General features: G+C 62.4%; 23 protein-coding genes and 1 tRNA gene. 10 read left to right on the top strand and 14 right to left on the bottom strand.

From position 1 onward, the window contains the following. Positions 1 to 193 precede the first annotated feature (193 nt). The 3 genes from C8N32_RS05845 to C8N32_RS05835 are packed head-to-tail and all read left to right on the top strand — an operon-like array spanning position 194 to position 3,125. The gene (locus tag C8N32_RS05845; RefSeq protein WP_107891542.1) at positions 194 to 1,411 is read left to right on the top strand and encodes an NAD-dependent epimerase/dehydratase family protein; all 1,218 of its coding nucleotides are present in this window, start codon (positions 194 to 196) and stop codon (positions 1,409 to 1,411) included. Continuing rightward, the gene (locus C8N32_RS05840) at positions 1,408 to 2,244 is read left to right on the top strand and encodes a glycosyltransferase (protein ID WP_107891541.1); all 837 of its coding nucleotides are present in this window, start codon (positions 1,408 to 1,410) and stop codon (positions 2,242 to 2,244) included. Before C8N32_RS05845 ends, C8N32_RS05840 begins: the two co-directional genes overlap by 4 nt. After that, positions 2,241 to 3,125 carry an NAD-dependent epimerase/dehydratase family protein gene (locus C8N32_RS05835; RefSeq protein WP_107891540.1) on the top strand — a complete coding sequence of 295 codons (885 nt, stop codon included), beginning with the start codon at positions 2,241 to 2,243 and terminating at the stop codon, positions 3,123 to 3,125. Before C8N32_RS05840 ends, C8N32_RS05835 begins: the two co-directional genes overlap by 4 nt. Here C8N32_RS05835 and C8N32_RS05830 read toward each other — a convergent pair. The 4 genes from C8N32_RS05830 to C8N32_RS05815 form a co-directional block, all read right to left on the bottom strand. Next, positions 3,097 to 4,584, bottom strand: a complete 1,488-nt coding sequence (locus C8N32_RS05830; protein ID WP_107891539.1) for an inorganic phosphate transporter — start codon at positions 4,582 to 4,584, stop codon at positions 3,097 to 3,099. The two genes, C8N32_RS05835 and C8N32_RS05830, sit on opposite strands and share 29 nt — an antisense overlap. Before the next feature lie 63 nt (positions 4,585 to 4,647). Further along, entirely contained in the window at positions 4,648 to 5,118 is a 471-nt protein-coding gene (locus tag C8N32_RS05825) for an NUDIX hydrolase (RefSeq protein ID WP_242509581.1), read from the bottom strand. A gap of 142 nt (positions 5,119 to 5,260) precedes the next feature. Then, a complete protein-coding gene (locus C8N32_RS05820) occupies positions 5,261 to 5,986 on the bottom strand; it encodes an RlmE family RNA methyltransferase (protein ID WP_107891538.1) in 726 nt (241 codons plus the stop codon). A 58-nt stretch (positions 5,987 to 6,044) separates the two neighbouring features. Further along, complete coding sequence (locus C8N32_RS05815; RefSeq protein WP_107891537.1) at positions 6,045 to 7,151, bottom strand: Ppx/GppA phosphatase family protein; 1,107 nt, start codon at positions 7,149 to 7,151, stop codon at positions 6,045 to 6,047. 244 nt (positions 7,152 to 7,395) lie between these two features. Here C8N32_RS05815 and C8N32_RS05810 point away from each other — a divergent pair, with 244 nt between their 5' ends. The 6 genes from C8N32_RS05810 to C8N32_RS05785 all read left to right on the top strand — a co-directional run bounded on the left by C8N32_RS05810 (position 7,396) and on the right by C8N32_RS05785 (position 12,683). Then, entirely contained in the window at positions 7,396 to 7,698 is a 303-nt protein-coding gene (locus tag C8N32_RS05810) for a virulence factor (RefSeq protein ID WP_107891536.1), read from the top strand. Positions 7,699 to 7,718: 20 nt separating this feature from the next. Further along, positions 7,719 to 8,639, top strand: coding sequence for a methylenetetrahydrofolate reductase (locus C8N32_RS05805; RefSeq protein ID WP_107891642.1), 921 nt, complete (start codon positions 7,719 to 7,721; stop codon positions 8,637 to 8,639). Positions 8,640 to 8,647: 8 nt separating this feature from the next. After that, positions 8,648 to 9,607, top strand: coding sequence for a methyltetrahydrofolate cobalamin methyltransferase (locus C8N32_RS05800; protein WP_107891535.1), 960 nt, complete (start codon positions 8,648 to 8,650; stop codon positions 9,605 to 9,607). Between the two features lie 191 nt (positions 9,608 to 9,798). After that, complete coding sequence (locus tag C8N32_RS05795; RefSeq protein ID WP_107891534.1) at positions 9,799 to 10,422, top strand: DUF6778 family protein; 624 nt, start codon at positions 9,799 to 9,801, stop codon at positions 10,420 to 10,422. Between the two features lie 99 nt (positions 10,423 to 10,521). Beyond that, positions 10,522 to 12,549, top strand: coding sequence for an ASKHA domain-containing protein (locus tag C8N32_RS05790; RefSeq protein WP_107891533.1), 2,028 nt, complete (start codon positions 10,522 to 10,524; stop codon positions 12,547 to 12,549). Positions 12,550 to 12,609: 60 nt separating this feature from the next. After that, positions 12,610 to 12,683, top strand: a tRNA-Gly gene (locus tag C8N32_RS05785). A gap of 29 nt (positions 12,684 to 12,712) precedes the next feature. Here the strand turns inward: C8N32_RS05785 and pgi are convergent. From pgi to C8N32_RS05750, 7 genes are all read right to left on the bottom strand, one after another. After that, entirely contained in the window at positions 12,713 to 14,317 is a 1,605-nt protein-coding gene (gene pgi / locus C8N32_RS05780) for a glucose-6-phosphate isomerase (RefSeq protein WP_107891641.1), read from the bottom strand. A gap of 17 nt (positions 14,318 to 14,334) precedes the next feature. After that, a complete protein-coding gene (gene pgl, locus C8N32_RS05775; RefSeq protein ID WP_107891532.1) occupies positions 14,335 to 15,000 on the bottom strand; it encodes a 6-phosphogluconolactonase in 666 nt (221 codons plus the stop codon). Then, entirely contained in the window at positions 14,997 to 16,442 is a 1,446-nt protein-coding gene (gene zwf / locus C8N32_RS05770; protein WP_107891640.1) for a glucose-6-phosphate dehydrogenase, read from the bottom strand. Before zwf ends, pgl begins: the two co-directional genes overlap by 4 nt. Before the next feature lie 68 nt (positions 16,443 to 16,510). Further along, a complete protein-coding gene (locus tag C8N32_RS05765; protein WP_107891531.1) occupies positions 16,511 to 17,095 on the bottom strand; it encodes an HNH endonuclease in 585 nt (194 codons plus the stop codon). Between the two features lie 180 nt (positions 17,096 to 17,275). Next, positions 17,276 to 17,944, bottom strand: coding sequence for an alpha/beta hydrolase (locus C8N32_RS05760; protein ID WP_107891530.1), 669 nt, complete (start codon positions 17,942 to 17,944; stop codon positions 17,276 to 17,278). Then, positions 17,941 to 18,570 carry a DNA-3-methyladenine glycosylase family protein gene (locus tag C8N32_RS05755; protein WP_107891639.1) on the bottom strand — a complete coding sequence of 210 codons (630 nt, stop codon included), beginning with the start codon at positions 18,568 to 18,570 and terminating at the stop codon, positions 17,941 to 17,943. Before C8N32_RS05755 ends, C8N32_RS05760 begins: the two co-directional genes overlap by 4 nt. Positions 18,571 to 18,656: 86 nt before the next feature. Continuing rightward, the gene (locus C8N32_RS05750; RefSeq protein ID WP_107891529.1) at positions 18,657 to 19,394 is read right to left on the bottom strand and encodes a hypothetical protein; all 738 of its coding nucleotides are present in this window, start codon (positions 19,392 to 19,394) and stop codon (positions 18,657 to 18,659) included. An 11-nt stretch (positions 19,395 to 19,405) separates the two neighbouring features. Between C8N32_RS05750 and infC the strand changes: the two genes are divergently transcribed. Next, positions 19,406 to 20,128 (top strand): translation initiation factor IF-3, encoded by a 723-nt coding sequence (gene infC / locus C8N32_RS05745; RefSeq protein ID WP_107891528.1) that lies wholly within the window; start codon positions 19,406 to 19,408, stop codon positions 20,126 to 20,128. 35 nt (positions 20,129 to 20,163) lie between these two features. Here infC and C8N32_RS05740 read toward each other — a convergent pair whose 3' ends face one another. Genes C8N32_RS05740 through C8N32_RS05730 form a run of 3 tightly spaced genes read right to left on the bottom strand, consistent with a single transcriptional unit; the run spans position 20,164 to position 23,829 of the window. Further along, on the bottom strand, positions 20,164 to 20,949 hold the full coding sequence (locus C8N32_RS05740; protein WP_107891527.1) for an FAD binding domain-containing protein: 786 nt from the start codon (positions 20,947 to 20,949) through the stop codon (positions 20,164 to 20,166). 15 nt (positions 20,950 to 20,964) lie between these two features. Further along, a complete protein-coding gene (locus C8N32_RS05735) occupies positions 20,965 to 23,328 on the bottom strand; it encodes a xanthine dehydrogenase family protein molybdopterin-binding subunit (RefSeq protein WP_107891526.1) in 2,364 nt (787 codons plus the stop codon). 24 nt (positions 23,329 to 23,352) lie between these two features. Beyond that, a complete protein-coding gene (locus tag C8N32_RS05730; RefSeq protein ID WP_107891525.1) occupies positions 23,353 to 23,829 on the bottom strand; it encodes a (2Fe-2S)-binding protein in 477 nt (158 codons plus the stop codon).

Genomic DNA, 23,829 nt, shown 5'->3' with positions numbered 1-23,829 from the left:
TCTTTATATTAAATTGAATCTGAAAAACTTTTAGTAAAGATGCTTTTCCCTTCTGCGCGATAACGTACCCTGCGCGGGAATTTGCCGGTGACATAAAACTTTTAAATGACATTTACAACGCACCTCCGCTAAGCCGACACTCAGACAAGGGCGCAAGATTGCCCGTGGACCACGAGATGCGAAGGAGAGCGCGATGAAGATTGCAGTACTCGGTGGCGACGGTTTTTGCGGTTGGCCCACATCGCTTTACCTGTCTGAACAGGGCCACGAGGTACACATCATCGACAACCTCAGCCGCCGCTGGATCGACGCGGAACTTGGTGTCCAGTCTCTCACCCCGATGGATTCCATCCAGGAACGCTGCCGCATCTGGAAAGATGTCAGCGGGCGGACCCTGCATTTCCACCTGATCGACCTTGCAAAGGAATACGACCGCCTGCGCGACTGGTTGGCCGGGGAAAAGCCCGACGCCATAATCCATTTTGCCGAACAGCGCGCCGCGCCCTATTCCATGATCTCGGAACGACACAAGATCTACACCGTCGACAACAACGTCAACGCCACACACAATCTTCTGGTGGCGCTGGTGGAAACCGGGATCGATGCGCATCTGGTACATCTCGGGACGATGGGGGTCTACGGATACTCGACCATCGGGGCGCCTATCCCGGAGGGATATCTGGATGTCTCCATCGACACGCCCAGCGGCCCCAAGGGGATGGAGATCCTCTACCCGACAAAGCCCGGCTCCGTCTATCATATGACCAAGAGCCTCGATCAGATCCTGTTCCAGTTTTACGCCCAGAACGACGGGTTGCGCATCACCGACCTGCACCAGGGTATCGTCTGGGGCACCAATACGGATCAGACCAGGCGCCACCCGCAACTCATTAACCGTTTCGATTACGACGGCGACTATGGCACGGTCCTGAATCGCTTCCTGATCCAGGCGGCCATCGACTACCCTCTGACAGTGCACGGCACAGGCGGACAGACCCGCGCCTTCATCCATATCCAGGATACGGTGCGCTGCGTGGAACTGTCCCTTGAAGACGCCCCGCGGACGGGTGAAAGGGTGAAGATCTTCAACCAGATGACCGAAACCCACCGCATCCGCGATCTGGCGGAACTGGTGGCCAGGATTACCGGCGCGAAAATTGCCTATCTGCCGAACCCGCGTAAGGAAGCCGCTGAAAACGAACTTGTCGTCAGGAACGACCACTTCCTTGATCTCGGCCTCGCGCCCACCACGCTGGAGGAAGGCCTGCTGGAAGAGGTCGTCGAGGTTGCGCGCAAATTCGCCCACCGGGTGGACCGCAAGCGTGTGCCCTGTGTGTCGGCTTGGACAAAGGACATCGCCAAAACCGTCGAGCGCGACCCGGAAGGCAAACGTCTGAAATCCGTCTCATGAGCAGCGGATCGCAGCCCGCCGTTCCGGCAGGCCATCGTTTTGCCTATGTCACACTTGTAACCAACGCGGATTTCGCGCTGGGGGCCAGGGCATTGGTCCGATCCCTGCGGCTGAGCGGTACGTCGGCCGATATCGCGGTTTTGCATACGGGCGGCGTGGAGGCACGGGCGTTGGCCCCCCTTGCCACGCTGGGCGCACGGCTGCTCGAAACCGAGCTTCTGCCCACCTCGGATGCTTTCAACGCCGCGCATGGCCGCGATCGCTTGCACGGCCTGGCCCCGTTCACCAAAGGCGACAAACCAGCCTTCCACACACCGCTGGACAATTTCTGCAAACTGCGCCTGTGGCAACTGGATTATGAGCGCGTGGTATTTCTGGATGCCGACACGCTGGTCTTGCAAAACATTGACCGGCTCTTCGATTATCCGGAGTTCTGCGCCGCCCCGAACGTTTATGAAAGCCTCGCGGATTTTCACCGGATGAATTCGGGCGTTTTCACCGCGCGGCCCGCCGCAACCACGTTCGAGGCCATGGTGACCCGGCTGGATGCCCCGGGCACGTTCTGGCGACGCACAGACCAGACCTTTTTGCAGGATTACTTCCCCAACTGGCACGGGCTGCCGGTCTTCTACAACATGCTGCAATATGTCTGGTTCAACCTGCCGGGACTGTGGAACTGGCCCGACATCAGGATCCTGCATTTCCAGTATGAAAAGCCGTGGCAAACCCACGCCAAGGCCGAACGGCTCCGCCCGCTGATCGATCTCTGGCACGCCTATGCGGGGGACGGCCCGGTGCCTGACGCGACCAGCCTGCCCGGACCCGCCACATGAGGCTGGCCGTCACCGGCGGCACCGGGCTGGTGGGCCGTTTTATCGTGGAGGCCGCCCTGCGCGCCGGGGTTCGGGTAACGGTATTGTCTCGCACGACATCCGCCATTTTCTCCGCCCCCGTCGATCAACCGGGCTACAGCCTTGGGGAAGCTCCCAACCTCAATGGAATCGACGCACTGGTCCACTGTGCCTTTTGTCACCTGCCCGGCCGCTACCGTGGCGGTGAGGGGCACGACCCCGACGGCTTTGTCCGCGTCAATCTCGATGGTTCGCTCCGCCTGTTCGAAGCCGCCAGATCGTCCGGCGTGGGGCGGGTTATATTCCTTTCCTCGCGGGCGGTTTACGGTTCCTACCCGCCCGGCACGGAGCTGGAAGAAACCCTGCCACCCCGTCCCGATACCCTGTACGGAGAGGTCAAGTGGTGGACCGAACAGGCTCTGACGGCCATGACGGTGCCGGGATTTACTGCGCTGAATCTGCGTGCGACGGGCGTTTACGGCCCCGCCGGGCCGGGGCGGCAGCACAAATGGGCCGCCCTCTTTGCGGATTACCTTGCAGGGCACCCCATCGCCGCGCGGTGTGGAACGGAACTGCACGGCGACGACCTTGCCGCCGCCGTGATGCGGATTCTTGAAACTCCACCGGACGAGTTGAACGGCCCCTTGAATGCTTCCGATATCGTTCTGGACCGTCATGACCTTCTGGCCCTGGTGGCCGAGAAAACAGGCTGTCCACATCCCCTGCCCCCGCGCGCCGAAACGCCTGTCAGTGTGATGAGAACACGCCGCCTGCGACAACTGGGCTGGCAGCCCGGAGGGCTGGCCCGCCTGCGCGCCAGCCTGCCCGCACTGCTTAAACCGGGATCAGGTTCAGAAAGCTGAACAAGGCCGCCGACAGGGCCGCAGCCGCAGGAACCGTCACCAGCCACGCTGCCACGATGGTCAGAAAATGCGCCCGGCGCACGACCTTGCGACGCGTCCGCTCTTCCAGTGGCATGAGGGCGCTCTGCCGATTTTGCTTGAGCACACGTTCATGATACCACTCACGGAAAAAGCCCACACCGAAAATTCCGCCGATAGCGATGTGGGTCGAACTCACCGGCAACCCCAGCCAGGACGCCAGAATAACCGTGATGGCCGCTGCCAGCGCCACACAATAGGCGCGCATGGCGTTGAGCTTGGTAATCTCCCCGCCGACCATCCGGATCAGTTTCGGCCCGAACAGCACCAGCCCCACGGACAACCCAAGCGCCCCGATCAGCATCACCCAGAACGGAATCTGGACACGGTCGGACGCGCCGCCTTCCAGTACCGTATGCACGATGGCCGCCAGAGGGCCGACGGCATTGGCCACATCATTTGCCCCATGGGCGAAAGACAGCAACGCCGCAGACAGGATCAACGGCAGGGCAAAGAGTTTTTTCAGAGACTTGTTGCGGTTTTCCAACCCCACGGATTGCCGCGCGATCAACGGGCGGACAAGCAAAGACAGCACAACCGCCACCCCAAGCCCGATCAGAAGCGCGGTGCCGAATTCGACCTTGATGATTTTCTTGAGCCCCTTGAGCGCCATGTAGGTGGCAAAGGCCCCTCCCATGATGCCGATCAGCACCGGAACCCAGGTGCGGGCCGCGGCGATCTTGTCGTCGCGGTAGATGATACGATTGTTGATGAAGGCCAGGAACCCGGCCGCGATCAGCCCGCCCATGACCGGCGAAATCACCCAGCTTGCAGCGATGCGGCCCATCGTGGCCCAGTTGACCGCGGTAAATCCCGCCGCCACAATTCCCGCGCCCATCACCCCCCCGACAACCGCGTGGGTCGTGGAAACCGGCGCCCCAAGGACCGTGGCAAGGTTGATCCAAAGCGCCGCCGCCAAAAGCGCGGCCATCATCGCCCATATGAAGACCTGCGGGTCCGAAACCGCCTCGGGCGCGACGATCCCGCGCGAAACGGTCCCGACCACATCCCCCCCGGCCAACAAGGCCCCGGCGGTCTCGCAGATCGCAGCAATCATCAAGGCGCCGCCAAGGGTCAGCGCCTCAGCCCCCACGGCGGGGCCCATGTTGTTTGCAACGTCATTCGCGCCGATGTTCAGCGCCATGTAGGCCCCGATCACAGAGGCCGCGACGACAATCAGCCCAAGGGGTTGATGGCCCATCAGGATCGTCGCAACGACCCCAACCAATCCCATGAAAATCAGCGCCACCCCGGGCGGCACAAGTGGACGTGAAACGTAGATGGCCGCCTGCTCAAGCAGGTTGATACGGCCAAGGTCCTTGTCCAGGGTTTTGTATTGTTTGGGCAGATGCTCTGTCACACGCGCACCGGATCTTGTCATATTTCCGTCACGCACTGGCCCTAACCGGCCTTCCCCAAAAGCTCAACCGTGAATTCGTCTGTTTTACAACGAAAGTAGAATTATCCTAAGTTCAGGTTCTCCCACCATCTGCGCGGCACGCTGCGGAGGAACCCATTTCCGCCGCCTGCGGCCAGCCTCGGGGTAGTCGTTGGCAAGGGCCTCGACCTGCACGGGGAATACCGTCACATCGCAAGACAGACGTAAATTCCCCCTGAGGCATTTGGTATAATTGAACACCCCGACCGGCGTATCCTCAACCTTTCCCGAAACTCCAGCCTCTTCCCAGGCTTCCCGAAGCGCCGCCTCGGCCAGGGTTCGCCCTGCCATGGGCCAGCCTTTGGGCAGGATCCAGCGACCGCTGTCGAGGCTGGAAATCAACAACACTTCGCAGCCGTTTTTTCCGTCACGCAGGCAGAGTGCCGCCGCTTGCACCATCGGAGGGCGGCGCAACATCGGAGAAACCGCCGCCGCCACCATCAGCGGAAGGGAGCGCGGCTCCTGGGGAACGGACAACCTGGACAGTTTCACAAAGACCCTCTCTTTTTCGGGACCTGCCAAACCGGAGACCGTAAAGGTTGATGTCGACCTGCGGACCTGACGATACCTGCTTTCGGGTGCAATGGCGTTTTGAAAAAGTTTTGCGGATATTTTTTTATTAATCGTTACTTTTTATCCTGATATCACGAAACCCTGTCGCCACAACGAATTTTTCCGAACTGTCGGCCCGGCTCGCGGAGGGTTTGACGTTCGCCACCTTGGAGAATCGTTGCTTGAGAAGCTTCTGCAACTCCCCCTCGGCGCCGCCTGCCAATACCTTGGCGACGAAAGTCCCGCCCTCGTCGAGAACATCGAAAGCGAAATGCGCCGCCGCCTCGCACAGGGCGATGATACGCAGGTGGTCCGTTTGTTTGTGACCCGAGGACGCTGCGGCCATGTCGCTCATCACGACATCGGCGCGCCCGCCCAGCCACACTTTGACCTTGTCATCGGCGCCATCCTCAAGAAAATCAAGCTGGTGGATCTCTGCCCCGGGGATCGGTTCCACCTCCTGCAAATCGACACCCAGGACCCTGCCCGCGGCCTTTCCTTTCCTGTCCCCCAATGCGTTCACGCGCGTCACGGCCACCTGACACCAGCCGCCGGGTGCACACCCGAGGTCGACCACCCGCGCACCGGGCACCAGAAAGCGAAACCTGTCGTCCAGCTCCCGGATCTTGAACGCCGCGCGTCCGCGATAGCCTTCGGCCTTCGCCATCCTCACGTAAGGATCGTTCAACTGTCTTTCCAACCAGCGGGTGGAAGACAAGCGCCGCCCGCGCGCGGTCTTGACCCGAACCCGCAAGTCGCGCTGCCCGCGCCCGCTGCCCTTCTTTTCAGGCATCACAGCCCCCTTTTGCCTAGGCCCCGCGTCATGGCGCAAAACGCGCGTGCAGGCAATGTCAGACCTCTTCGTTCAGCACCCCGTCAGCACACATCTGGGCATAAAGCAGACCTTCGCGCAAACCGCGGTCGGCCACGGAAATCCGGTCGGTCGGCCAGATCCGCATCAGCGCCTGCAGAATCGCCGCACCCGACATGATCAACGCGTGCCGGTCGCGCCCGATCCGGGGGTCGCTGCGACGTCCGTCGGGCCCCATGGAGAGATAATCCTTGATCACCTGATCGATCTGTGACGAGGTCATGCGCAAGCCGTCCACCTTGGTCCGATCATACCGCTTGAGCCCCAGATGGCTGGCTGCCACCGTCGTAACCGTACCGGAGGTTCCGATGATCTGGAAGCCGCCCCCCACGGAATCGGCGCTGTAGGGGCTGAATTCCGCCAGGTTTTCCTCAAAAAACCAGCTCATCAAGGCGAAACGGGCATTATCGTCCTCGACATCGGCGAACTGGTCCTTGAGGGTCGCAACCCCGAGCGGAACCGAGATCCAGTCCACCACGCGGGCGGCGGGGCGCGCATCGGAGGCCTGAAAACCCGAGTGAAGACGCATGATCGCCCGACGGCGCTCCTGCTGGGGAACGCAAGCAAGGTCGATCCAGACAAGCTCTGTCGAACCGCCCCCTATGTCGACGACCAGAACTTGCTCTGCCTTTCGCGACACCAACGGTGCGCAGGACACGACGGCCAGGCGGGCCTCTTCCTCCGGCGGGATGACTTCCAGACGCAGGCCGGTTTCACGCCGCACAAGGCGGATGAACTCCCGAGCGTTGCGGGCCCGGCGGCAGGCCTCCGTCGCGACAAGGCGCATCCGCACCACGGAATGTTTGTCAAGCTTGCTCCGGCAGATGCGCAGGGCCTGCACCGTCCGTCCGATGGAGGCGCGGCTCAGCCGACCGGACGCCTCCAGCCCGGTGCCGAGTTGCACCGATTTCGAAAAACTGTCCACCACATGAAACTGGTTGCCCTTTGGCTGGGCAATCAGCATGCGGCAACTGTTTGTGCCAAGATCCAGCGCGGCATAAAGCCCCGCCGGATCGGGCGGACATGGCGCGGGGGTTACAACCGCTTCCGGGAACGCGCCCGCACCAGTGGGACGCATGGGCGCCATCGGATCGCCCTCCAATTCGAGTTGCGACAAAGTTACCTGTCCGTGTCCGCCGGTGCAATGCCTCTCGGAGCACAACGCCTTCAAGAAGATGTTGCAGATTTTTCCACCGCCGCGCGCTGGCAAAGCGATGCGGGCTGGCCTATCCCTTCAACGGGTCGCAACCTGCGCCCATCCCGTCGATAACGGCCGAAACTGCGGCAATCCGCCAGATTAGAACCGAAGTACGGAAGAAGGGGAATCAGTCATGCCTGAGGTCACTATCGTTTACTGGCGGGACATTCCGGCCCAGGTGATCGTGGGCAAGGGGCGGCGCGCGGCCAAGCGCGTCCTGGACCCGCGCTTCGAACAGGCGATCGATCGTTGCGCCATGAAGGCAGGGGCGCGCGACAGCGGCGCCTACCTTGCCGAATGGCGCAAGGCCATACCGTTCACCGCCGAAGGGGAGGCCGCCGAACTGGCCGAGGCCGAGGCGAAAAAACTTGAGGCCATCTACCCGCCCGACCGGCTGCGCGCCCTGATCGAATCTTCCGGCTGGAACACCCCATGAAAAAGGTCTGGGAGGCAGGGATGGGAATTTTACCGTTCACGAAACACAACCGGGTGCCCAGGCAGGCCACGCAGACGGAGGCCTTCCTGCAAGGCCACTCGATCGAGGTAATGCCACGCACGGCGGCGAAAATAGAGGATTTCCGTCAGATCCTTCCCGCGGGCACGCGGGTTTACATTGCGCATCTGGCCGGAACTCCGATCGGGGACATGGTCGCCACCGCCACCCGTCTGCGCACGGAGGGGTTTGAACCCATGCCCCACATTCCTGCGCGGCTGATTTCAGACACCGCGATGCTGGAAGACTGGATCGCCCGCTATCAGGGAGAGGCCGGTGTACGCCAGGCACTGGTACTGGCCGGTGGCGTTGCCCGGCCCGAAGGGGCTTTCCACTGCTCGATGCAGCTGCTGGAAACCGGGGTCTTTGACCGGGCCGGGTTTACCCGTCTCCATGTCGCCGGGCACCCGGAGGGCAGCCGCGATATCGACGCCGACGGTTCCGACCGGCGGGTGATGGAGGCCCTGCACTGGAAACAGGCGTTTTCCGAACGAACCGACGCAAAGATGGCCATCGTCACGCAATTTGCCTTTGACGCCGATCCGGTCATCGCCTGGGCCGGACGTTTGGCGGCGGAAGGAATCGGCCTGCCTGTCCATATTGGCGTCGCAGGTCCGGCCAGACTGCAAACGCTGTTAAAATTCGCGATTGCCTGCGGGGTAGGCCCCTCGCTGAAGGTGCTGCAACGCCGCGCCCATGATGTATCCAAGCTGGTGATGCCGTTCGAACCGACCGGTTTCATCGCCCGGCTGGCGGCGTACAAGGCGGCGCACCCGGATTTCGGGATCGAACGTGTTCACTTTTTTCCGCTGGGCGGTATCGTCGCCTGCACCGGCTGGGTTCAGGCCCATACCGGCGCGGCCCGCCCGGCAACACAACCTTGAGGAGTCCCATGACCCGCACCGTGCTTGAATCCCGCTCCAAGACCGTCACCATCGGATTTGACGAACCGTTCTGCGTGATCGGCGAGCGCATCAACCCCACCGGCCGCAAGAAACTGGCGGCGGAACTTGAAGCCGGGGATTTTTCCACCGTCGAGAAGGACACGCTGGAACAGGTTGCCTGCGGGGCGATGGTATTGGATGTGAACGCGGGCGTTGTCTACAATTCCAACCCCAACCCGAACGAGACCGAACCACCCCTGATGCGGCGGATGATCGAACTGGTGCAGGACCTGACCGACGTGCCGCTTTGCATCGACAGCTCTGTCCCCGCGGCATTGGAGGCCGGGCTGGGGATCGCACAGGGGCGCCCGCTGGTCAACTCCGTGACCGGGGAGGAGGATCGCATGGAAGCGATCCTGCCGCTGGTCAAGAAATACAATGTGCCCGTGGTGGCCATCTCCAACGACGACACCGGAATTTCCGAAGATCCGGATGTGCGCTTTGCCGTGGCCAGAAAGATCGTCGAACGGGCCGCCGATCACGGAATCCCCGCCCATGACATCGTTGTGGACCCCCTGGTCATGCCCGTGGGCGCGATGGCCAGCGCCGGTCAACAGGTCTTTGCCCTTGTCCGCCGTCTGCGTGAAGAACTGGGCGTGAACACCACCTGTGGAGCATCCAATGTCAGCTTTGGCCTGCCCAACCGGCACGGCATAAACGCCGCGTTCCTGCCAATGGCCATCGGTGCCGGCATGACCAGTGCCATCATGAACCCTTGCCGACCGGTCGAAATGGAAGCCATACGCGCCGCGAACCTGCTGATGAACCACGATCCGAACGGCGGAAGCTGGATCGGCTTCAGCCGTATCCTGGACGCCATTGCGACGGGAACACCCTTTCCGGAGGCCTCCCGGGCCGCCAGCGCCGCAGGCGGCGGGCGCGGCGGACGCCGGCGTCGCAGAGGTTAGAAAGCGCAATCTGAAAGTGTATCACTCTTGAATTTTCATTCCTGAATGGTGCCCGGGGGCCTATTTCAGGTGTGAACGATAAAAATTCTTGAAAACTTGATGCTTTTGCTGGCACAACGAATTATTCTTGGAGGAACGCCAATCATCAGATTTTGGTGTGACGGAAATTGAGAGAGTGGGAGACTCAGAACATGGTGGCCTTTATCAAGAGCAAGGCCTTCGCCTTGGCTGGTGTTTTACTTGTTGCTGGTTGCGCAGGATCCTGGCAAACCAATTACGATACATCGGTGAGCTCTTCGGTATCCAAAAACTGGCGGTTTACGTCCGTTGACGTTCAGGTTCCCGACAGCCTGACGACGTCGGAAGAAAACAGTCTGACCCCGAATTACGACATCATCTGGCAGGAAGAACCCCTTGGGAACAGCACCCGGCATGCCCAGGTTGACACGATCATGACCGAGGCCGCCAAAAAGGGCGTGGCCGGTCTTCGGGGGAGTCAGCCGGTCAAGCTTGTGATCGTACAAAAGGAATTCCACGCCCTCACCAAAGCGGCGCGGTACGGTCAGAACTGGGGCGGTGTGCACAACATCAGCTTCACGGCACAGGTGTTCGACTCGCGCGGCAACCCGCTGACCGAGCCCGAGATGATCCAGGCAGACCTCGTGGCGCTGACCGGCGCCCGTGCGGTTGAGGCGGAATCCCGCGGCATCACCCAGCGCAAGCGCATCGTCGAACATGTATCGAAAGTGATTGCCGGCTGGCTTGGAGCAACGTCCGAAGACCGGCGCACAAGGTTCAGCCAGGTCGGTCGTTAATCGCAACCGGGCTTTTATACCCCCGCCGGTTTTCCGGCGGGGGTTTTTCTTGTGCGCGTGTAGCGTTACCTTCACCGCCGGGCGCAGCAAGAGGTTTCCATGCAACAGACTGATCCGTTGGTGATTTTTACCCCGTCCGGCAAACGAGGCCGGGTTCCGCGCGGCACACGGATTCTGGATGCCGCACGCAGCCTTGGCGTCGACCTGGACAGCGTCTGCGGCGGGCGCGGGATCTGTTCCAAATGCCAGGTGCAACCGGCCTTCGGCCGCTTCGACAAGCATGGCGTCATCGTGGCGGAGGATGCACTGTCCTGTTTCAATGCCGTCGAACAGCGATACGACGAAAAACGTGGTCTCAAGGCCGGGCGGCGTCTGGGCTGCCAAGCCGAGATTCTGTGCGATGTGGTGATCGACATCCCCCCCGAAAGCCAGGTCCACAGGCAGGTAATCCGCAAGGCCGCGGATGCGCGCCCCATCGTGATGGACCCAGCCACCCGAGCCCTGATGGTAGAGGTCGCCCGCCCGGACATGCATGAGCCGAGCGGCGACATGGAGCGACTCAACGCCGCGCTGAAGGCCCAATGGAACGTATCCGCCGCGACAGCCCCCCTACCCGTTCTGTCCCGTCTGCAAGAGGCTCTGCGCACCGGGGGCTGGCAGGTGACGCTTGCCTTGCATCAGCCCGAAGGCACGCCCCCGCGCGTGCTGGAGATCTGGCCCGGATTTTACGATGGCGGTCTTTACGGGCTGGCGATTGACCTTGGCTCCACCACGATCGCGGCACATCTGACGGATCTCTCATCGGGGAAGGTTCTGGCCTCGACCGGAGCAATGAACCCCCAGATCCGTTTCGGCGAAGACCTGATGAGCCGTGTTTCCTACGCGATGATGAACCCCGGCGGCGCGCGGGAGATGACCCGCGCCGTGCGCGAGGCCCTGAACGGATTGGCCCGCGACATCATCGACCAGACCGGCACCGACCCCCGCGCAGTGGTCGAAGCGACGTTGGTCTGCAACCCGGTGATGCACCATCTTCTTCTGGGGCTGAACCCGGTGGAACTGGGACAGGCACCCTTTGCGCTGACGGTATCCGGCGCCCTGTCTCTTGACGCGGCGCATCTGGGGCTGAGCGCCCTCAATTCCGCCGCCCGTGTCTACATCCTGCCCTGTATTGCCGGCCATGTGGGGGCGGATGCGGCCGCAGTGGCCCTGAGCGAGTCGCCCCAGACATCGGAAGATCTCGTGCTCATCGTCGATGTCGGCACCAATGCCGAAATCCTTCTGGGGGACCGGCAGGGTGTTCTTGCATGTTCCTCCCCGACCGGCCCGGCCTTCGAGGGGGCCCAGATCAGCAGCGGCCAGCGTGCCGCCCCCGGCGCGATAGAGCGCGTGCGAATCGACCCCATCACCAAGGAACCCCGCTTTCGCGTCATCGGATGTGAATCGTGGTCCGACGAACCGGGCTTCGCCGAGGCCATGGCCGAGACCGGCATCACCGGTATCTGTGGCTCCGGCATCATCGAGGCCGTGGCCGAGATGCGCATGGCCGGGCTGGTGGACAGCTCCGGCCTGATCGGGTCCGCGGCGCAGACAGGCACCCCCCGTTGCCGGCCCGAAGGGCGCACACATTCCTACGTGCTGTTTGAAACGGAAGACCAGCGCATCGCCGTTACGCAAGGCGATATTCGCGCCATCCAGCTTGCGAAATCGGCCCTGTATGCCGGGGCGCGACTGTTGATGGACAAACGGGGCGTGGACAAGGTGGATCGGGTGGTACTTGCCGGGGCCTTCGGGGCCCATATCAGTCCGAAACACGCGATGGTTCTTGGCATGATACCCGATGTCCCGCTGGCCAGGGTTACATCTGCCGGGAACGCGGCAGGTACCGGGGCGCGCATTGCGCTGTGCAACCGTATGGCCCGGCGCGACATCGAAGCCATCGTGCGCGGGATCACCAAGGTGGAAACGGCCATGGAACCCCGTTTCCAGGAACATTTCGTTGCCGCAAACGCCCTGCCCCATGCCAGCGACCCGTTCCCCGAACTGGCCAGGGACGTGCAACTGCCACAGATAAGCTTCAATTCCGCCCATACAGAGGGCGGACGCAGACGCAGGCGGCGCGGGTGAAAATCACAGCTTTTTGGCGCTTGACGCCACGCGGCGGTTTCATTACCTGATGCGTGCCAGGCGGGTGTAGCTCAATGGTAGAGCAGGAGCTTCCCAAGCTTAAGACGAGGGTTCGATTCCCTTCACCCGCTCCAGCCCGTTTTCCCGAAAATACCCAGCGCGACTAAAGCTTGCGAAGGATTCCGATCATCCTCTGGGTGGAGGGATCAAGCTGTGCCCCCCCCACCCCGGTTTCCAGAACCGGCATGATTTCACGTGCCAGCGCCTTGCCAAGTTCCACCCCCCACTGATCGAACGGGTTGATATCCAGGATCGCCGCCTCCACGAACACCCGGTGTTCATAAAGCGCGATAATCTGACCAAGAACCCCAGGGGTCAGTTGTGGATAAAGCAGTATCACCGAAGGCCGGTTGCCCGGACACTCCCGGTGGCGGGCCTGCCGGTTCAGATCCGCCTCGGGAACGCCTGCCTGCGCGACTTCCGCACGGGCGGCATCCAGCGTCCGCCCCAGCATCAGGGCCCGCGCCTGCGCAAGCGCCGCAGATACCAAAAGCCTGTGATGTTCCTCAAGCTCCGGCTCATGGCCGCGCGCGGCAACAAGAAACTCACACGGGACGATCTGCGTGCCCTGATGCAGCATCTGAAAGAACGCATGCTGCCCGTTGGTCCCCGGCTCTCCCCAGACGACCGGAACCGTGGGCTGCGCCACCGGCAGACCGGACAGCGTCACGCGCTTGCCGTTGCTTTCCATCTCCAACTGCTGAAGATAGGCGGGCAGCCGCGCAAGCCGCTGATCATATGGCAACACCGCGCGGGTGGCATATCCACAAACCTGCGCGTGCCAAATCCCCGTCAGCGCCAGAAGGATCGGCAGGTTCCGCGCCAGAGGGGCGGTACAAAAATGGTCGTCCATGTCCGCCGCACCGGCAAGAAAGGCCATGAAGTGACGCGGGCCGATCGCGATCATCAGGCTCAGCCCGATCGCCCCCCAGACGGAAAACCGCCCGCCGACCCACTCCTCGAAAGGGAAGACATGTGCCGGCGCAATACCGAACTGCGCAGCCCGCTCCGGTGCGGCGGTGACGGCAACGACCTGTGCCATCGGATCGGCCACCCGCGCGCCCATCCAACGCAGAGCGGTCCGCGCGTTGGTCATGGTTTCAAGCGTGGTAAAGGTTTTCGAGGCAAGGATCAGAAGCGTCGTTTCCGGGTTCAGCCCCGCAAGCGTATCATGGATCTGTGCCCCGTCGATGTTGGAAACAAAATGACAGCGCGGGCCGTCCGCATAGGGGGCCAATGCTGCGCGGGCCATCGCCGGGCCGAGATCCGACCCCCCGATCCCGATATTGACGATATCTGTGACCGGGCCGCCCTGCCCCGTAATCCGCCCCCCGCGCACATCATCGGCGAACCCTGCCATTCGTTGGCGGGTTTCGCGGATTCCGGGAAATATATCCTGTCCCGCAAGGGACAGCGCCCCCTTTTCCTGCCGCAGCGCGACATGCAGCGCCGGGCGCCCCTCGGTGATGTTTATGGCCTCCCCCGCGAACATGGCCTCACGCCGGCCGGCAACATCCGCGCCCTCTGCCAAGGCGAGCAACAGGTCAAGCGCGGACCGATCCAGGTTCGTTTTCGAAAAATCGAGATGAATATCCCCCGCGCGGGCGGAAAAATCCGCCATACGGTCAGCGTCGTCGAAAAGCGCCAGGATCGGACGAGACCGCATATCGGTCACGTGCCGGTCAAGCGCCTTCCATATATCTTTCAAACCATCCCGCTTCAAATTTATGCCCTGGCCCAATGCACGGTCGCGTCTTTCAATACGGCAAGTACCGGGGCCTGCAAAGGGTCGGAAAGAAGATCCGCGCGCACAAGGGCCTCCCGCTTGTTCTGCCCAAGGATCAGAACATGCGTCGAAAGCGCCCCGCGCAGTACCGGCCCCGAAAGGCTGACGCGTGCGGGTCCCGGTCGGGGGGGGCGGGTTTCCACGACCGGCGGCGCCTCCGGCGCCAGAGCGAATTCCAGGTCGTCCGCACCGGGAAAGAGCGAGGCCACATGGCCGTCCTCCCCCATACCCAGCACCAGTACGGAAAGCGGCAGATAACGCGCGACCCGGTCGTTGACCCCCATCATGCCGTCCGCCCCCGGTCGCAAACCGATAAAACACGCCTTTTCTGCATGGCCTGTCAACAGACGACGGCGCACAAGCCCTTCGTTGGAACGCGGATCGCCGGGGGGAACGAGACGCTCATCGGTGGGCAGGATGCGCACCCTGTCCCAATCGAGCGTGACACCGCAAAGATCGTCGAAAAACGGCCCCGGTGTCTGCCCGCCCGGGACCGCAAGGCTGGCCCAGTGCCCATGGGACAGGGCCGTGGTCAACTCCCCCGCCACGATATTGGCAAGGTTGATCGTCAGCATTTCGGAATCTGCGTATTCGATCAGCTTCATGGTTTGATCTCCCGCCAGCGGCGCCGGTCACGGCGCATCAATTCCATCGCGGCCTCCGGGCCGGCAGAGCCGGGCGCGTAGAGGTCCGGGGCCGGACCGTCCTGCCATGCCGCGATCACCGGGTCGGTCCAGGCCCAGGCGGCCTCGACCTCATCGCCCCGCATGAACAGCGTCTGATCGCCGCGCAAAAGGTCCATGATGAGCCGTTCATAAGCATCCGGCAAAACGTGCGCAGACCCCAGGGCCCGGGCAAAAGACATGTCCAGCGGAACTTCGACCAGGCGCATTCCACCGGGTCCGGGCTCCTTGACGGTTACCTTCAGCTTGATGCCTTCATTGGGTTGCAGGCGTATAACAAGGACGTTCGACCGCTGCCCGGGCTGTTTTCCGAAGATCGAATGCGGCGGATCCCTGAACGTGATCGCGACTTCGGAACTGCGGGCCTTCAGCCGTTTGCCCGTGCGCAGGTAAAATGGCGTCCCCTTCCACCGCCAGTTGGAGATCTTCACTTTCAACGCGATGAAGCTTTCCGTATCGCTGTTGCCGACAGCCGCATCCTCCGCGTATCCCGGCCTCTCACCGGCGGTATATTGCCCCCGCACGATGTCGCCGGGCTGTACCGGTTCCAGGGCGCGGATGACCTTGAGCTTCTCATCGCGCAGCGCATCGGCATCGAAACAATGGGGAGGCTCCATCGCGATCAGGCACAAAAGCTGCATCATGTGGTTTTGTACCATGTCCCGCATCGCGCCGGCGCGGTCATAATAGTCCCCACGCCCGGCGACACCGCCGGATTCGGCGACGGTGATCTGGATATGATCCACGTACTGGGCCTTCCACAGCGGCTCGAACAGCATGTTGCCAAAGCGCACGGCCATCAGATTCTGCACCGTCTCCTTGCCCAGATAGTGATCGATACGGAAGATCTGGCGTTCCTCGAAATGCCGGGCAAGCGTCGCGTTCAACTGGCGGGCGCTGGCAAGGTCGTGGCCGAAAGGCTTTTCCACCACGATCCGGCAGGCGGGGTCCGCAATGCCGTGGGCGTAAAGCTGTCTGGCAAGGTCGCCGAACAGCTCCGGCCCGACAGAGAAATAATAAACATGCCCCACCGCCGGACGAATCCGGGTGACCAGGGCTTTCCAGCCCCGGTCACTGCTTGCGTCGATCGGGCAGAAAAAAACCCGGCCCAGAAACCGCGCAAGGCTGTCTGCATCCTGCTGGTCCGCCGGGACATGGGCGGCAATTCCCCCGGCCACTTGCGCACGAAAGGCCGGGGCGTCCATTTGCGCGCGCGCGGCCCCAATTATCTGTGCGCTTTCGGAAATCTGCCCCGCGCGAAACCGCCGATAAAGCGCCGGCAGCACCTTGCGCTGCGCCAGGTCGCCGGTAGCGCCGAAAACCACAAGATCGAACGGCCCGACAGGCTGGACATAAGTCTCCATCGACATGTTCCCGTTTGCCGGGATCCTGTCTATCACGCCCCTAAACGGGTGCAACGGTACGCAAGGTCTCAGGCTTCGAGTTCCGCATCCCAGTAGAGAAAATCCATCCAGCTCGCATGCAGGTAGTTGGGGGGAAACTTGCGGCCCATGTTGCGCAACTCCTCGGCGCCGGGCTGGCGCGGCGGCTTGCGCAAGGCCATCCCCGCCTGCCGCAGACTTTTCGATCCTTTCTTGAGGTTGCAGCGCGAACAGGCCGCCACGACATTTTCCCAGCTTGTCACGCCACCGCGGGCACGTGGCACGACATGATCGAAGGTCAGGTCCCCCGTCGCGCCACAATACTGGCAGGAAAACTCATCCCTGAGGAAAAGATTAAAGCGCGTGAAGGCCACGCGCTTTTGCAGTTTCACGTAGTCTTTCAGAACCACGACCGACGGTATTCGGATTTCCATCGACGGGCTTCGCACGACCTGATCGTATTCCGCGACGATATCGACCCGGTCCAGGAAGGCGGCTTTCACAGCCTCCTGCCAGGGCCAAAGGGAAAGTGGGTAGTAGGACAGCGGGCGGTAGTCGGCGTTGAGAACGAGCGCGGGGTGGTGTTTCAGCCCTGAAGGCTCCCTTACGAAACTGGTCCTGAAATTACCATCCATCTTGCGCGACTCCGCATCCGCCCTGACGGCCCTCGGGGGCCCGGGGACGGGACGCACCCGCCCCAGCTTATGCTGACTATATATGGCGTATGTGCCATGACAAGCCCACATATGCGGTGGGCATGTCAAACATGGATGGCAAAAGCGTGACAGATACGTGAAAACCGCGTCGCGATGGGATCAGCGCGGCAGCTTCAACTGCTCCTGCATGAAGGCCAGCGCAACGCTCAGCCCGTCAGGGGCGATACCGTGGCCGGTGCCTTTCATGACATGGGCATAAACATCGAACCCCGCTCCTGTCAGGGCTTCCCCCGCCTCGGGCAGAGAGGTTACGGGCACGACCTCATCCGCATCGCCATGCACAAGAAGAACGGGCGGTCTGGAAACGGTCTCCTCCGCCAGAGCCTCCGGGGTCAGAAGACGGCCGGAAAACCCCACGATCCCGCCGAATTCGGGCATATGGCGCGGCGCCACATGCAGCGCCATCATCGTACCCTGCGAAAACCCGAACAGGATCGCCCTTTGCGGCGTCAGCCCCTCTTCGTCCAGCAGTTCGCCCAAGAAGGCGTTCAGGTCATCGACGGCGCGGCGCATCCCGGCTTCGGCGTCTTCTTCGGAAGACCCGTCGATCCACGGGATCGGAAACCACTGGAAGCCAAAGGGCGCCCCCGCACAGTTTTCCGGCGCATCGGGGGCGATGAAGGCCGTGCCCGGCATGTGCGGTGCCAATGGGTCGGCAAGCCCCAGCAGATCGGCCCCGTTCGCACCGTATCCATGCAGGAACACCACCAGAGATTCCGCCTGCCCTCGCGCCGCGCCGCGTCGCCCGTACTTCAATACCCGCGTCATCGAATGCCCTCCCGGTTCTTTTCCACCCGGTAGTAGGCCCAAAGCACGTTGGCTGCAACGGCCCGCCATGGGGACCATGCCTGTGCCATCTGCCGCAAGGCACGCTCCTTGGGACGCTCTGACAGGTTGAACAAAAGTCGCGCGGCCTCTTGCAGGGCGAGGTCGCCCGGCGCGAACACATCCGCCCGGCCCAACGAAAACATCGCGTAAATCTCTGCGGTCCAGCGCCCGATTCCCGGAACCGCGACAAGCGTTTCAACGACCGCCTCATCCGGAGCCTCGCGCAGAGTCCGATAGTCAATCCCGGCCCCGGCCAGCGCCTTGCCATAGCGCACCTTCTGCCGGCTGAGCCCGGCGGCCCGCAAGGTGGCTTCATCTGCGTCCAGAACCGCCTGCGGTTCCGTCAGGCCCGCCGCCTGCAACCGGCTCCAAATGGCCTCCGCCGCAGCGGTCGAGACCTGCTGACTGACAATTGCGCCAAAAAGCGCCTCAAACCCATCTGGGCGGCGGCGCAGCGGAAGCGGCCCGGTTTGCCGCAGTGCATCGGCAAAAAGTGGTTCCACCTGCGAAAGCCATGCGCAGCCCTCGGCCAGGCAGGCCCCGGTTTCGATGACGCGCCCGATCATGCCGCCCCCATACAAGAAAAAACCGCGCCCCAAGGCGCGGTTTCAGACTGGCGGGATCGGTGGAAAAAGTCCACCATCGCGCAGGATTACATCCCCAGCGCGCCCTTGACCTGTTCAATCACCGCACCGATGAGGTCGGGGTTATTGCGGGCCTGCTCCACAGCCTGTGCGAGACCCAGCTTCTGCGCCTGATCAAGGGCGCTGTCCTGGATCATGGCGATAACCTTGTCCGCGTCGAACCCCTCAGGCGAGAGCAACGCACCCATGCCGGAGGCACCGTCGGCAGCGGCTTCCGCAGCCTCGCCAGCAGCTTCCGCGGCTTCGCCGACGACCTCTTCTCCGGCGGCTTCGGCGGCTTGTTCCGTCCCGCCGGTCATGTCGCTGACGGCTTCTTCCACAGCAGCGGCCGTATCGGAAACAGCATCCGTCGCGGCATCTGCGGCACCTTCAACCGCATCGCTGGCGGCGTCGACCGCATCCGCAGCCGCATCCTTGGCGGCATCGACAGCATCGGTGGCCGCGTCCTTGGCGGCATCGACAGCCCCGGCCGCAGTATCCTGCGCCTGATCCGCAGCCTCTTTCACGGCGTCGGTTGCGGTCTCCATCATCGACTTGCCTTCCTCGGCAGCCGCTTCAGCGGCCTCACCGGCGGCATCGGCCGCAGTATCGGCAGAATCGGTTGCGGCCTGCGTGGTGTCGGACATGGCTTCAGTCGCCGATTCGGTGACATCGGCTTGCGGCGCAACGACTTGTGACTTGTAATACGCGTATCCACCCACCCCGATCGCAGCGAGAATGGCGATGGTGATAACGGTCTTTTTCATACTAATCTCCTATGCGGCTTCTGCACGCTCCCGGGACAGCATCCTCTTACACCTCCCGAAGTGCAAATGCACGCTTTCATAAATGGCAGGTCTTTGCCAAAAGCAACCTCGAAAGCGGCTTGAAACAACATAAACCCGCGGGTAATTTGCCTTCACTCTCAAGTTTCACGGCAAAAAGGAACAACACCATAGCCCGCAGACCGCACAACGCGCCCCCGACGCGCGATACCGGCCCCCGTATAAACGAACGAATCCGGGCCCCGGAGATCAGACTTATCGGTGCCGATGGCGAAAATATCGGCCTAGTCAGCCCCACACACGCCATGGAACTGGCCAGCCAGGCCGGGCTTGACCTGGTCGAGATTTCGCCCAACGCCACGCCCCCGGTTTGCAAGATCATGGACTTCGGCAAGTTCAAGTACGAACAGCAAAAGCGTGAATCCGAAGCCCGCAAGAAACAGAAGGTGATCGAGGTCAAGGAAGTGAAATTCCGGCCCAACACCGATACGCACGACTACGATGTCAAGATGCGCAACGTCGTGAAGTTCCTTGAAAAGGGTGACAAGGTCAAAGTCACCCTGCGCTTTCGCGGGCGGGAGATGGCCCATCAGGGCCTTGGCCGGGAACTCCTGGAACGCGTCGCCGAAGACGTGAAGGAGATCGGGAAGGTCGAGAACATGCCCAAGATGGAAGGGCGGCAGATGATCATGATGATCGGTCCGCTGACCAAGTGAGATTTCCAGTCCCCCGGCCTCGCACCGGGGGACTCTCAGACCATGGCGGCCACCGCGCGGCGGGTCATCACCCCGGCCAGATGGGCGCGATAGGCCGATGAGCCGTGAAGATCCTCGATCATGCCTTCGGGTGGAAGGGATACCCCCTCCAGCGCATCGGGCGCAAATCGGGCGCTCAGCGCCGCCTCGGCTTCGGACCAGCGGAAAACACCCTCTTCGGAAACGCCGGTGATCGCGACGCGGACCGATCCCGGAAACCGTGCGACGAAAGCTCCGGCCAGGGCGAAACGGGACGCCGGGTGGTCGAACTTCCTGTAACAGGCCGCCTGCGGCACCGGGAAACGAACCCGGATAATGATTTCGCCGTCCTCCAGCGCAGTTGCAAACATCCCTTCGAAAAAGTCGTCCGCCGCGATTTCGCGGATATTGGTGCAGATCACCGCACCGGACCCCAGGACCGCCGCCGGATAACAGGCCGACGGATCGTTATTGGCGAGGCTGCCGCCGATGGTCCCCCGGTTGCGCACCGCCGGATCGCCGATTCCCCCGGCCAGCGCGGCCAATGCGGGGTATGCCCCGGCCTGCCCGGCCACCATCGCGTGGGGCGTCGCCGCCCCGATGGTCAGGGTTTCTCCCTCCAGATCGATGCCGCAGAGATCCGGGATCGCGGCCAGACTGACAAGCCGTGACGGTGCCGCCAACCGCTGCTTGAGCGCGGGGATCAACGTCTGTCCGCCACCCAGAGGCTGGGCATCCTCAGCCTTCAGGGCGGCCAGCGCGGCCTCCAGCGTGACGGGACGGTCAAGGTCGAAACTGTACATTGCGTGGCCTCCCTTTCAGCGCATCGCCGCCCACACGCGCGATGGCGTCAACGGCATGTCGATATGGGTAATATGTTCATAGCCGCCCCGATTCAGGGCATCGACCACCGCATTGACCAGCGCGGGCGGGCTGCCGATGGCACCGGCCTCTCCGCAGCCTTTGACACCCAGCGGGTTGTGGGTACAGGGCGTCTGGCAGGAATGGTCCACCGTGAACGAAGGCAAATCGTCCGCGCGCGGCATCGCGTAATCCATGTAAGAGCCAGACAGAAGCTGCCCGTACTCGTCATAGACCGCCCGTTCCAGAAGCGCCTGGCCCAACCCTTGCGCGATCCCGCCATGAACCTGCCCGTCGACGATCATCGGATTGACGATCGTGCCGAAATCATCCGTGGCGACGAAGGAGCATACCTCCACCTTGCCGGTCTCCGGGTCCACTTCCACCTCGCAGGCATAGGCCCCGGCGGGGAAGGTGAAGTTGTTGGGATCGTAAAAGGCCGTCTCCTCCAGCCCCGGCTCGATCTCCTCCAGCGGATAGTTGTGGGGCACGTAAGCCGCCAGCGTCACATCGCCCCAGGCCACGGACTTGTCCGTGCCCGCGACGCTAAAGGCACCGTTTTTCAACTCGATGTCTTCCGGCGCGGCTTCCATCAGGTGGGCGGCGATCTTCTTCGCCTTGGCGATGATCTTTTCCGTGGCGCGCACGATGGCACTGCCGCCGACAGCCAGACTGCGCGAGCCATAGGTGCCCATGCCCATCGGCGTATTGGCGGTATCGCCATGAACAATCTCCACCATGTTTTCATCAAGGCCGATCATGTCCGCGACCACTTGCGCAAAACTGGTTTCATGCCCCTGCCCGTGGGAATGACTGCCGGTCATCACCACCAGCCCTCCGGTCGCATTGACGCGCACGGTCGCGGCCTCGTAAAGCCCCGCCCGGGCCCCCAACTGGCCGACGAGATGGCTTGGGGCGATACCGCAGGCCTCGATATAACAATTCACGCCAAGACCGCGCAGCTTGCCCCGTGCCGCACTTTTCGCACGACGGGCCTCGAACCCGGCGAAATCCGCAATCTCCACCAGCTTGTCCATCGTGGCATGGTAATCTCCGGTATCGTACTCGACCGCGACCGGGGTGGCATACGGAAACTCGGTAACGAAATTCCGCCGCCGCAATTCTATCGGATCTATCCCCATCTCGCGCGCGGCCTTGTCGATGACACGCTCCAGTTGGAAAGTCGCCTCCGGACGTCCGGCGCCGCGATAGGCGTCAACCGGAACGGTGTTGGTGAAGACGGCCTTGACGTTCACGTAGATCAGCGGCGTGCGGTAATTCCCTGCCATCAGCGTCCCGTGCAGCCATGTCGGCACCGAAGGCGCAAAAGTCGACAGATAGGCCCCCATATTGGCGTGGGTTTGCGTGCGCAGGGCCAGAAACCGGCCGTTCTTGTCCAGTGCCAGTTCGATCTTCGTCACATGATCGCGCCCATGCGCATCCGACATGAAGCTTTCGCTGCGCTGGCACGTCCACTTTACCGGCCGACCAAGAGCCTTGGCCGCGAAGGTGCAGAAGGCTTCCTCGGCATAATGAAAGATCTTCGACCCGAACCCGCCCCCCACATCGGGGGCGACGACACGCAGCTTGTGCTCCGGGATGCCCAGAACGAAGGCGCCCATCAACAACCGGATTACATGCGGGTTCTGGGACGTGGTATAAAGCGTGCTGTCCCCGGTCGCCGGGTTGAAATCTCCGATGGCAACCCGCGGTTCCATCGCGTTGGGGATCAGGCGCTGGTTCACCAGATCCAGCGTCGTGACGTGATGGGCCGTGGCAATGGCCTTGTCGACATCCTCACGATTATTTTCAACAAAACCCCAGTCATAACAAAGGTTTGATGACAATTCTTCATGCACTTTAACAGCGTCTTCCGCCAGCGCACCGCGCAGATCGAGCACCGGGGGAAGCTCCTCGATATCCGGCTGCACGGCCTCTGCCGCATCTCGGGCTTGCTCAGGGGTCTCTGCCACGACAACGGCGATCGGATCGCCGACATGGCGAACCTTGCCGGTGGCCAGAACCGGGTGCCCGGGTTCCTGCATCGGGTTACCATGGCGGTCTGTCACCTGCCAGCCGCAGGGCAGCCCGCCGACTCCCTCCAGATCGATCGCCGTGAACACCCGGATCACACCGGGCATCTTTTGCGCGGCCGATATGTCGACCCCCTTCAGCCGCCCATGCGCCACCTGGCTGCGCACAAAACAGGCATGCGCCTGACCGGGCAGGTTGATGTCATCGGTGTACCGGCCCTTTCCGGTCAGGAACCGTATGTCCTCGCGCCGCTTGGAACTGGCGCCAATACCATGATCTTTGGGCATGTCGTTTCCTCCCTGAAACGCGGCTTATTCAGCCGCCACCCCCTGCCCCGAAGCCGCCAGGATCGCTCGCACGATGTTATGGTAGCCCGTACAGCGGCACAGATTGCCTGACAGATAGGCGCGAATCTCGGCCTCAGTGGGTGTGGGGTTTTCCGCCAGAAGTGCTGCCGCCGACATCACCATGCCCGGCGTGCAGAACCCGCATTGCAAACCGTGATAATCCTGAAACGCCTTCTGAATCGGCGACAGCGACCCATCGGGATTCGCCATGCCTTCGATCGTGGTGATCTGCGCCCCATCGGCCTCCTGCGCGAAGATCGTGCAGGACTTCACCGCCTTGCCGTTCACATGAATCACGCAGGTTCCGCACTGGCTGGTATCGCATCCGACATGGGTGCCTGTCAGGCCAAGGGTTTCGCGCAGGAACTGTACCAGAAGGGTACGCCCTTCCACCTGGCCGGAAACGGCCTTGCCGTTCACGGTCATCGAGACCTCGGTCAT

Origin of the sequence: Rhodovulum imhoffii (assembly GCF_003046545.1) — a bacterium.
GTDB classification, from domain to species: domain Bacteria; phylum Pseudomonadota; class Alphaproteobacteria; order Rhodobacterales; family Rhodobacteraceae; genus Rhodovulum; species Rhodovulum imhoffii.
Note: the sequence above shows the minus strand (reverse complement) of the source record. Positions and strands in the feature narration are given on the sequence as shown.

Excerpts from the sequence above, each read along its gene's own strand:
- C8N32_RS05845 (WP_107891542.1), top strand. The coding sequence starts at position 194 with ATGAAGATTGCAGTACTCGGTGGCGACGGTTTTTGCGGTTGGCCCACA.
- C8N32_RS05755 (WP_107891639.1), bottom strand. The coding sequence starts at position 18,570 with ATGATCGGGCGCGTCATCGAAACCGGGGCCTGCCTGGCCGAGGGCTGC.
- C8N32_RS05815 (WP_107891537.1), bottom strand. The coding sequence starts at position 7,151 with ATGGCGCCCATGCGTCCCACTGGTGCGGGCGCGTTCCCGGAAGCGGTT.
- C8N32_RS05765 (WP_107891531.1), bottom strand. The coding sequence starts at position 17,095 with ATGGATGGTAATTTCAGGACCAGTTTCGTAAGGGAGCCTTCAGGGCTG.
- C8N32_RS05810 (WP_107891536.1), top strand. The coding sequence starts at position 7,396 with ATGCCTGAGGTCACTATCGTTTACTGGCGGGACATTCCGGCCCAGGTG.
- C8N32_RS05800 (WP_107891535.1), top strand. The coding sequence starts at position 8,648 with ATGACCCGCACCGTGCTTGAATCCCGCTCCAAGACCGTCACCATCGGA.
- pgl (WP_107891532.1), bottom strand. The coding sequence starts at position 15,000 with ATGAAGCTGATCGAATACGCAGATTCCGAAATGCTGACGATCAACCTT.
- C8N32_RS05795 (WP_107891534.1), top strand. The coding sequence starts at position 9,799 with ATGGTGGCCTTTATCAAGAGCAAGGCCTTCGCCTTGGCTGGTGTTTTA.
- C8N32_RS05750 (WP_107891529.1), bottom strand. The coding sequence starts at position 19,394 with ATGAAAAAGACCGTTATCACCATCGCCATTCTCGCTGCGATCGGGGTG.
- C8N32_RS05760 (WP_107891530.1), bottom strand. The coding sequence starts at position 17,944 with ATGACGCGGGTATTGAAGTACGGGCGACGCGGCGCGGCGCGAGGGCAG.
- C8N32_RS05840 (WP_107891541.1), top strand. The coding sequence starts at position 1,408 with ATGAGCAGCGGATCGCAGCCCGCCGTTCCGGCAGGCCATCGTTTTGCC.
- C8N32_RS05830 (WP_107891539.1), bottom strand. The coding sequence starts at position 4,584 with ATGACAAGATCCGGTGCGCGTGTGACAGAGCATCTGCCCAAACAATAC.
- C8N32_RS05730 (WP_107891525.1), bottom strand. The coding sequence starts at position 23,829 with ATGACCGAGGTCTCGATGACCGTGAACGGCAAGGCCGTTTCCGGCCAG.
- zwf (WP_107891640.1), bottom strand. The coding sequence starts at position 16,442 with ATGGAGACTTATGTCCAGCCTGTCGGGCCGTTCGATCTTGTGGTTTTC.
- C8N32_RS05790 (WP_107891533.1), top strand. The coding sequence starts at position 10,522 with ATGCAACAGACTGATCCGTTGGTGATTTTTACCCCGTCCGGCAAACGA.
- C8N32_RS05820 (WP_107891538.1), bottom strand. The coding sequence starts at position 5,986 with ATGCCTGAAAAGAAGGGCAGCGGGCGCGGGCAGCGCGACTTGCGGGTT.
- C8N32_RS05835 (WP_107891540.1), top strand. The coding sequence starts at position 2,241 with ATGAGGCTGGCCGTCACCGGCGGCACCGGGCTGGTGGGCCGTTTTATC.
- C8N32_RS05740 (WP_107891527.1), bottom strand. The coding sequence starts at position 20,949 with ATGTACAGTTTCGACCTTGACCGTCCCGTCACGCTGGAGGCCGCGCTG.
- C8N32_RS05805 (WP_107891642.1), top strand. The coding sequence starts at position 7,719 with ATGGGAATTTTACCGTTCACGAAACACAACCGGGTGCCCAGGCAGGCC.
- infC (WP_107891528.1), top strand. The coding sequence starts at position 19,406 with ATGCGGCTTCTGCACGCTCCCGGGACAGCATCCTCTTACACCTCCCGA.
- C8N32_RS05735 (WP_107891526.1), bottom strand. The coding sequence starts at position 23,328 with ATGCCCAAAGATCATGGTATTGGCGCCAGTTCCAAGCGGCGCGAGGAC.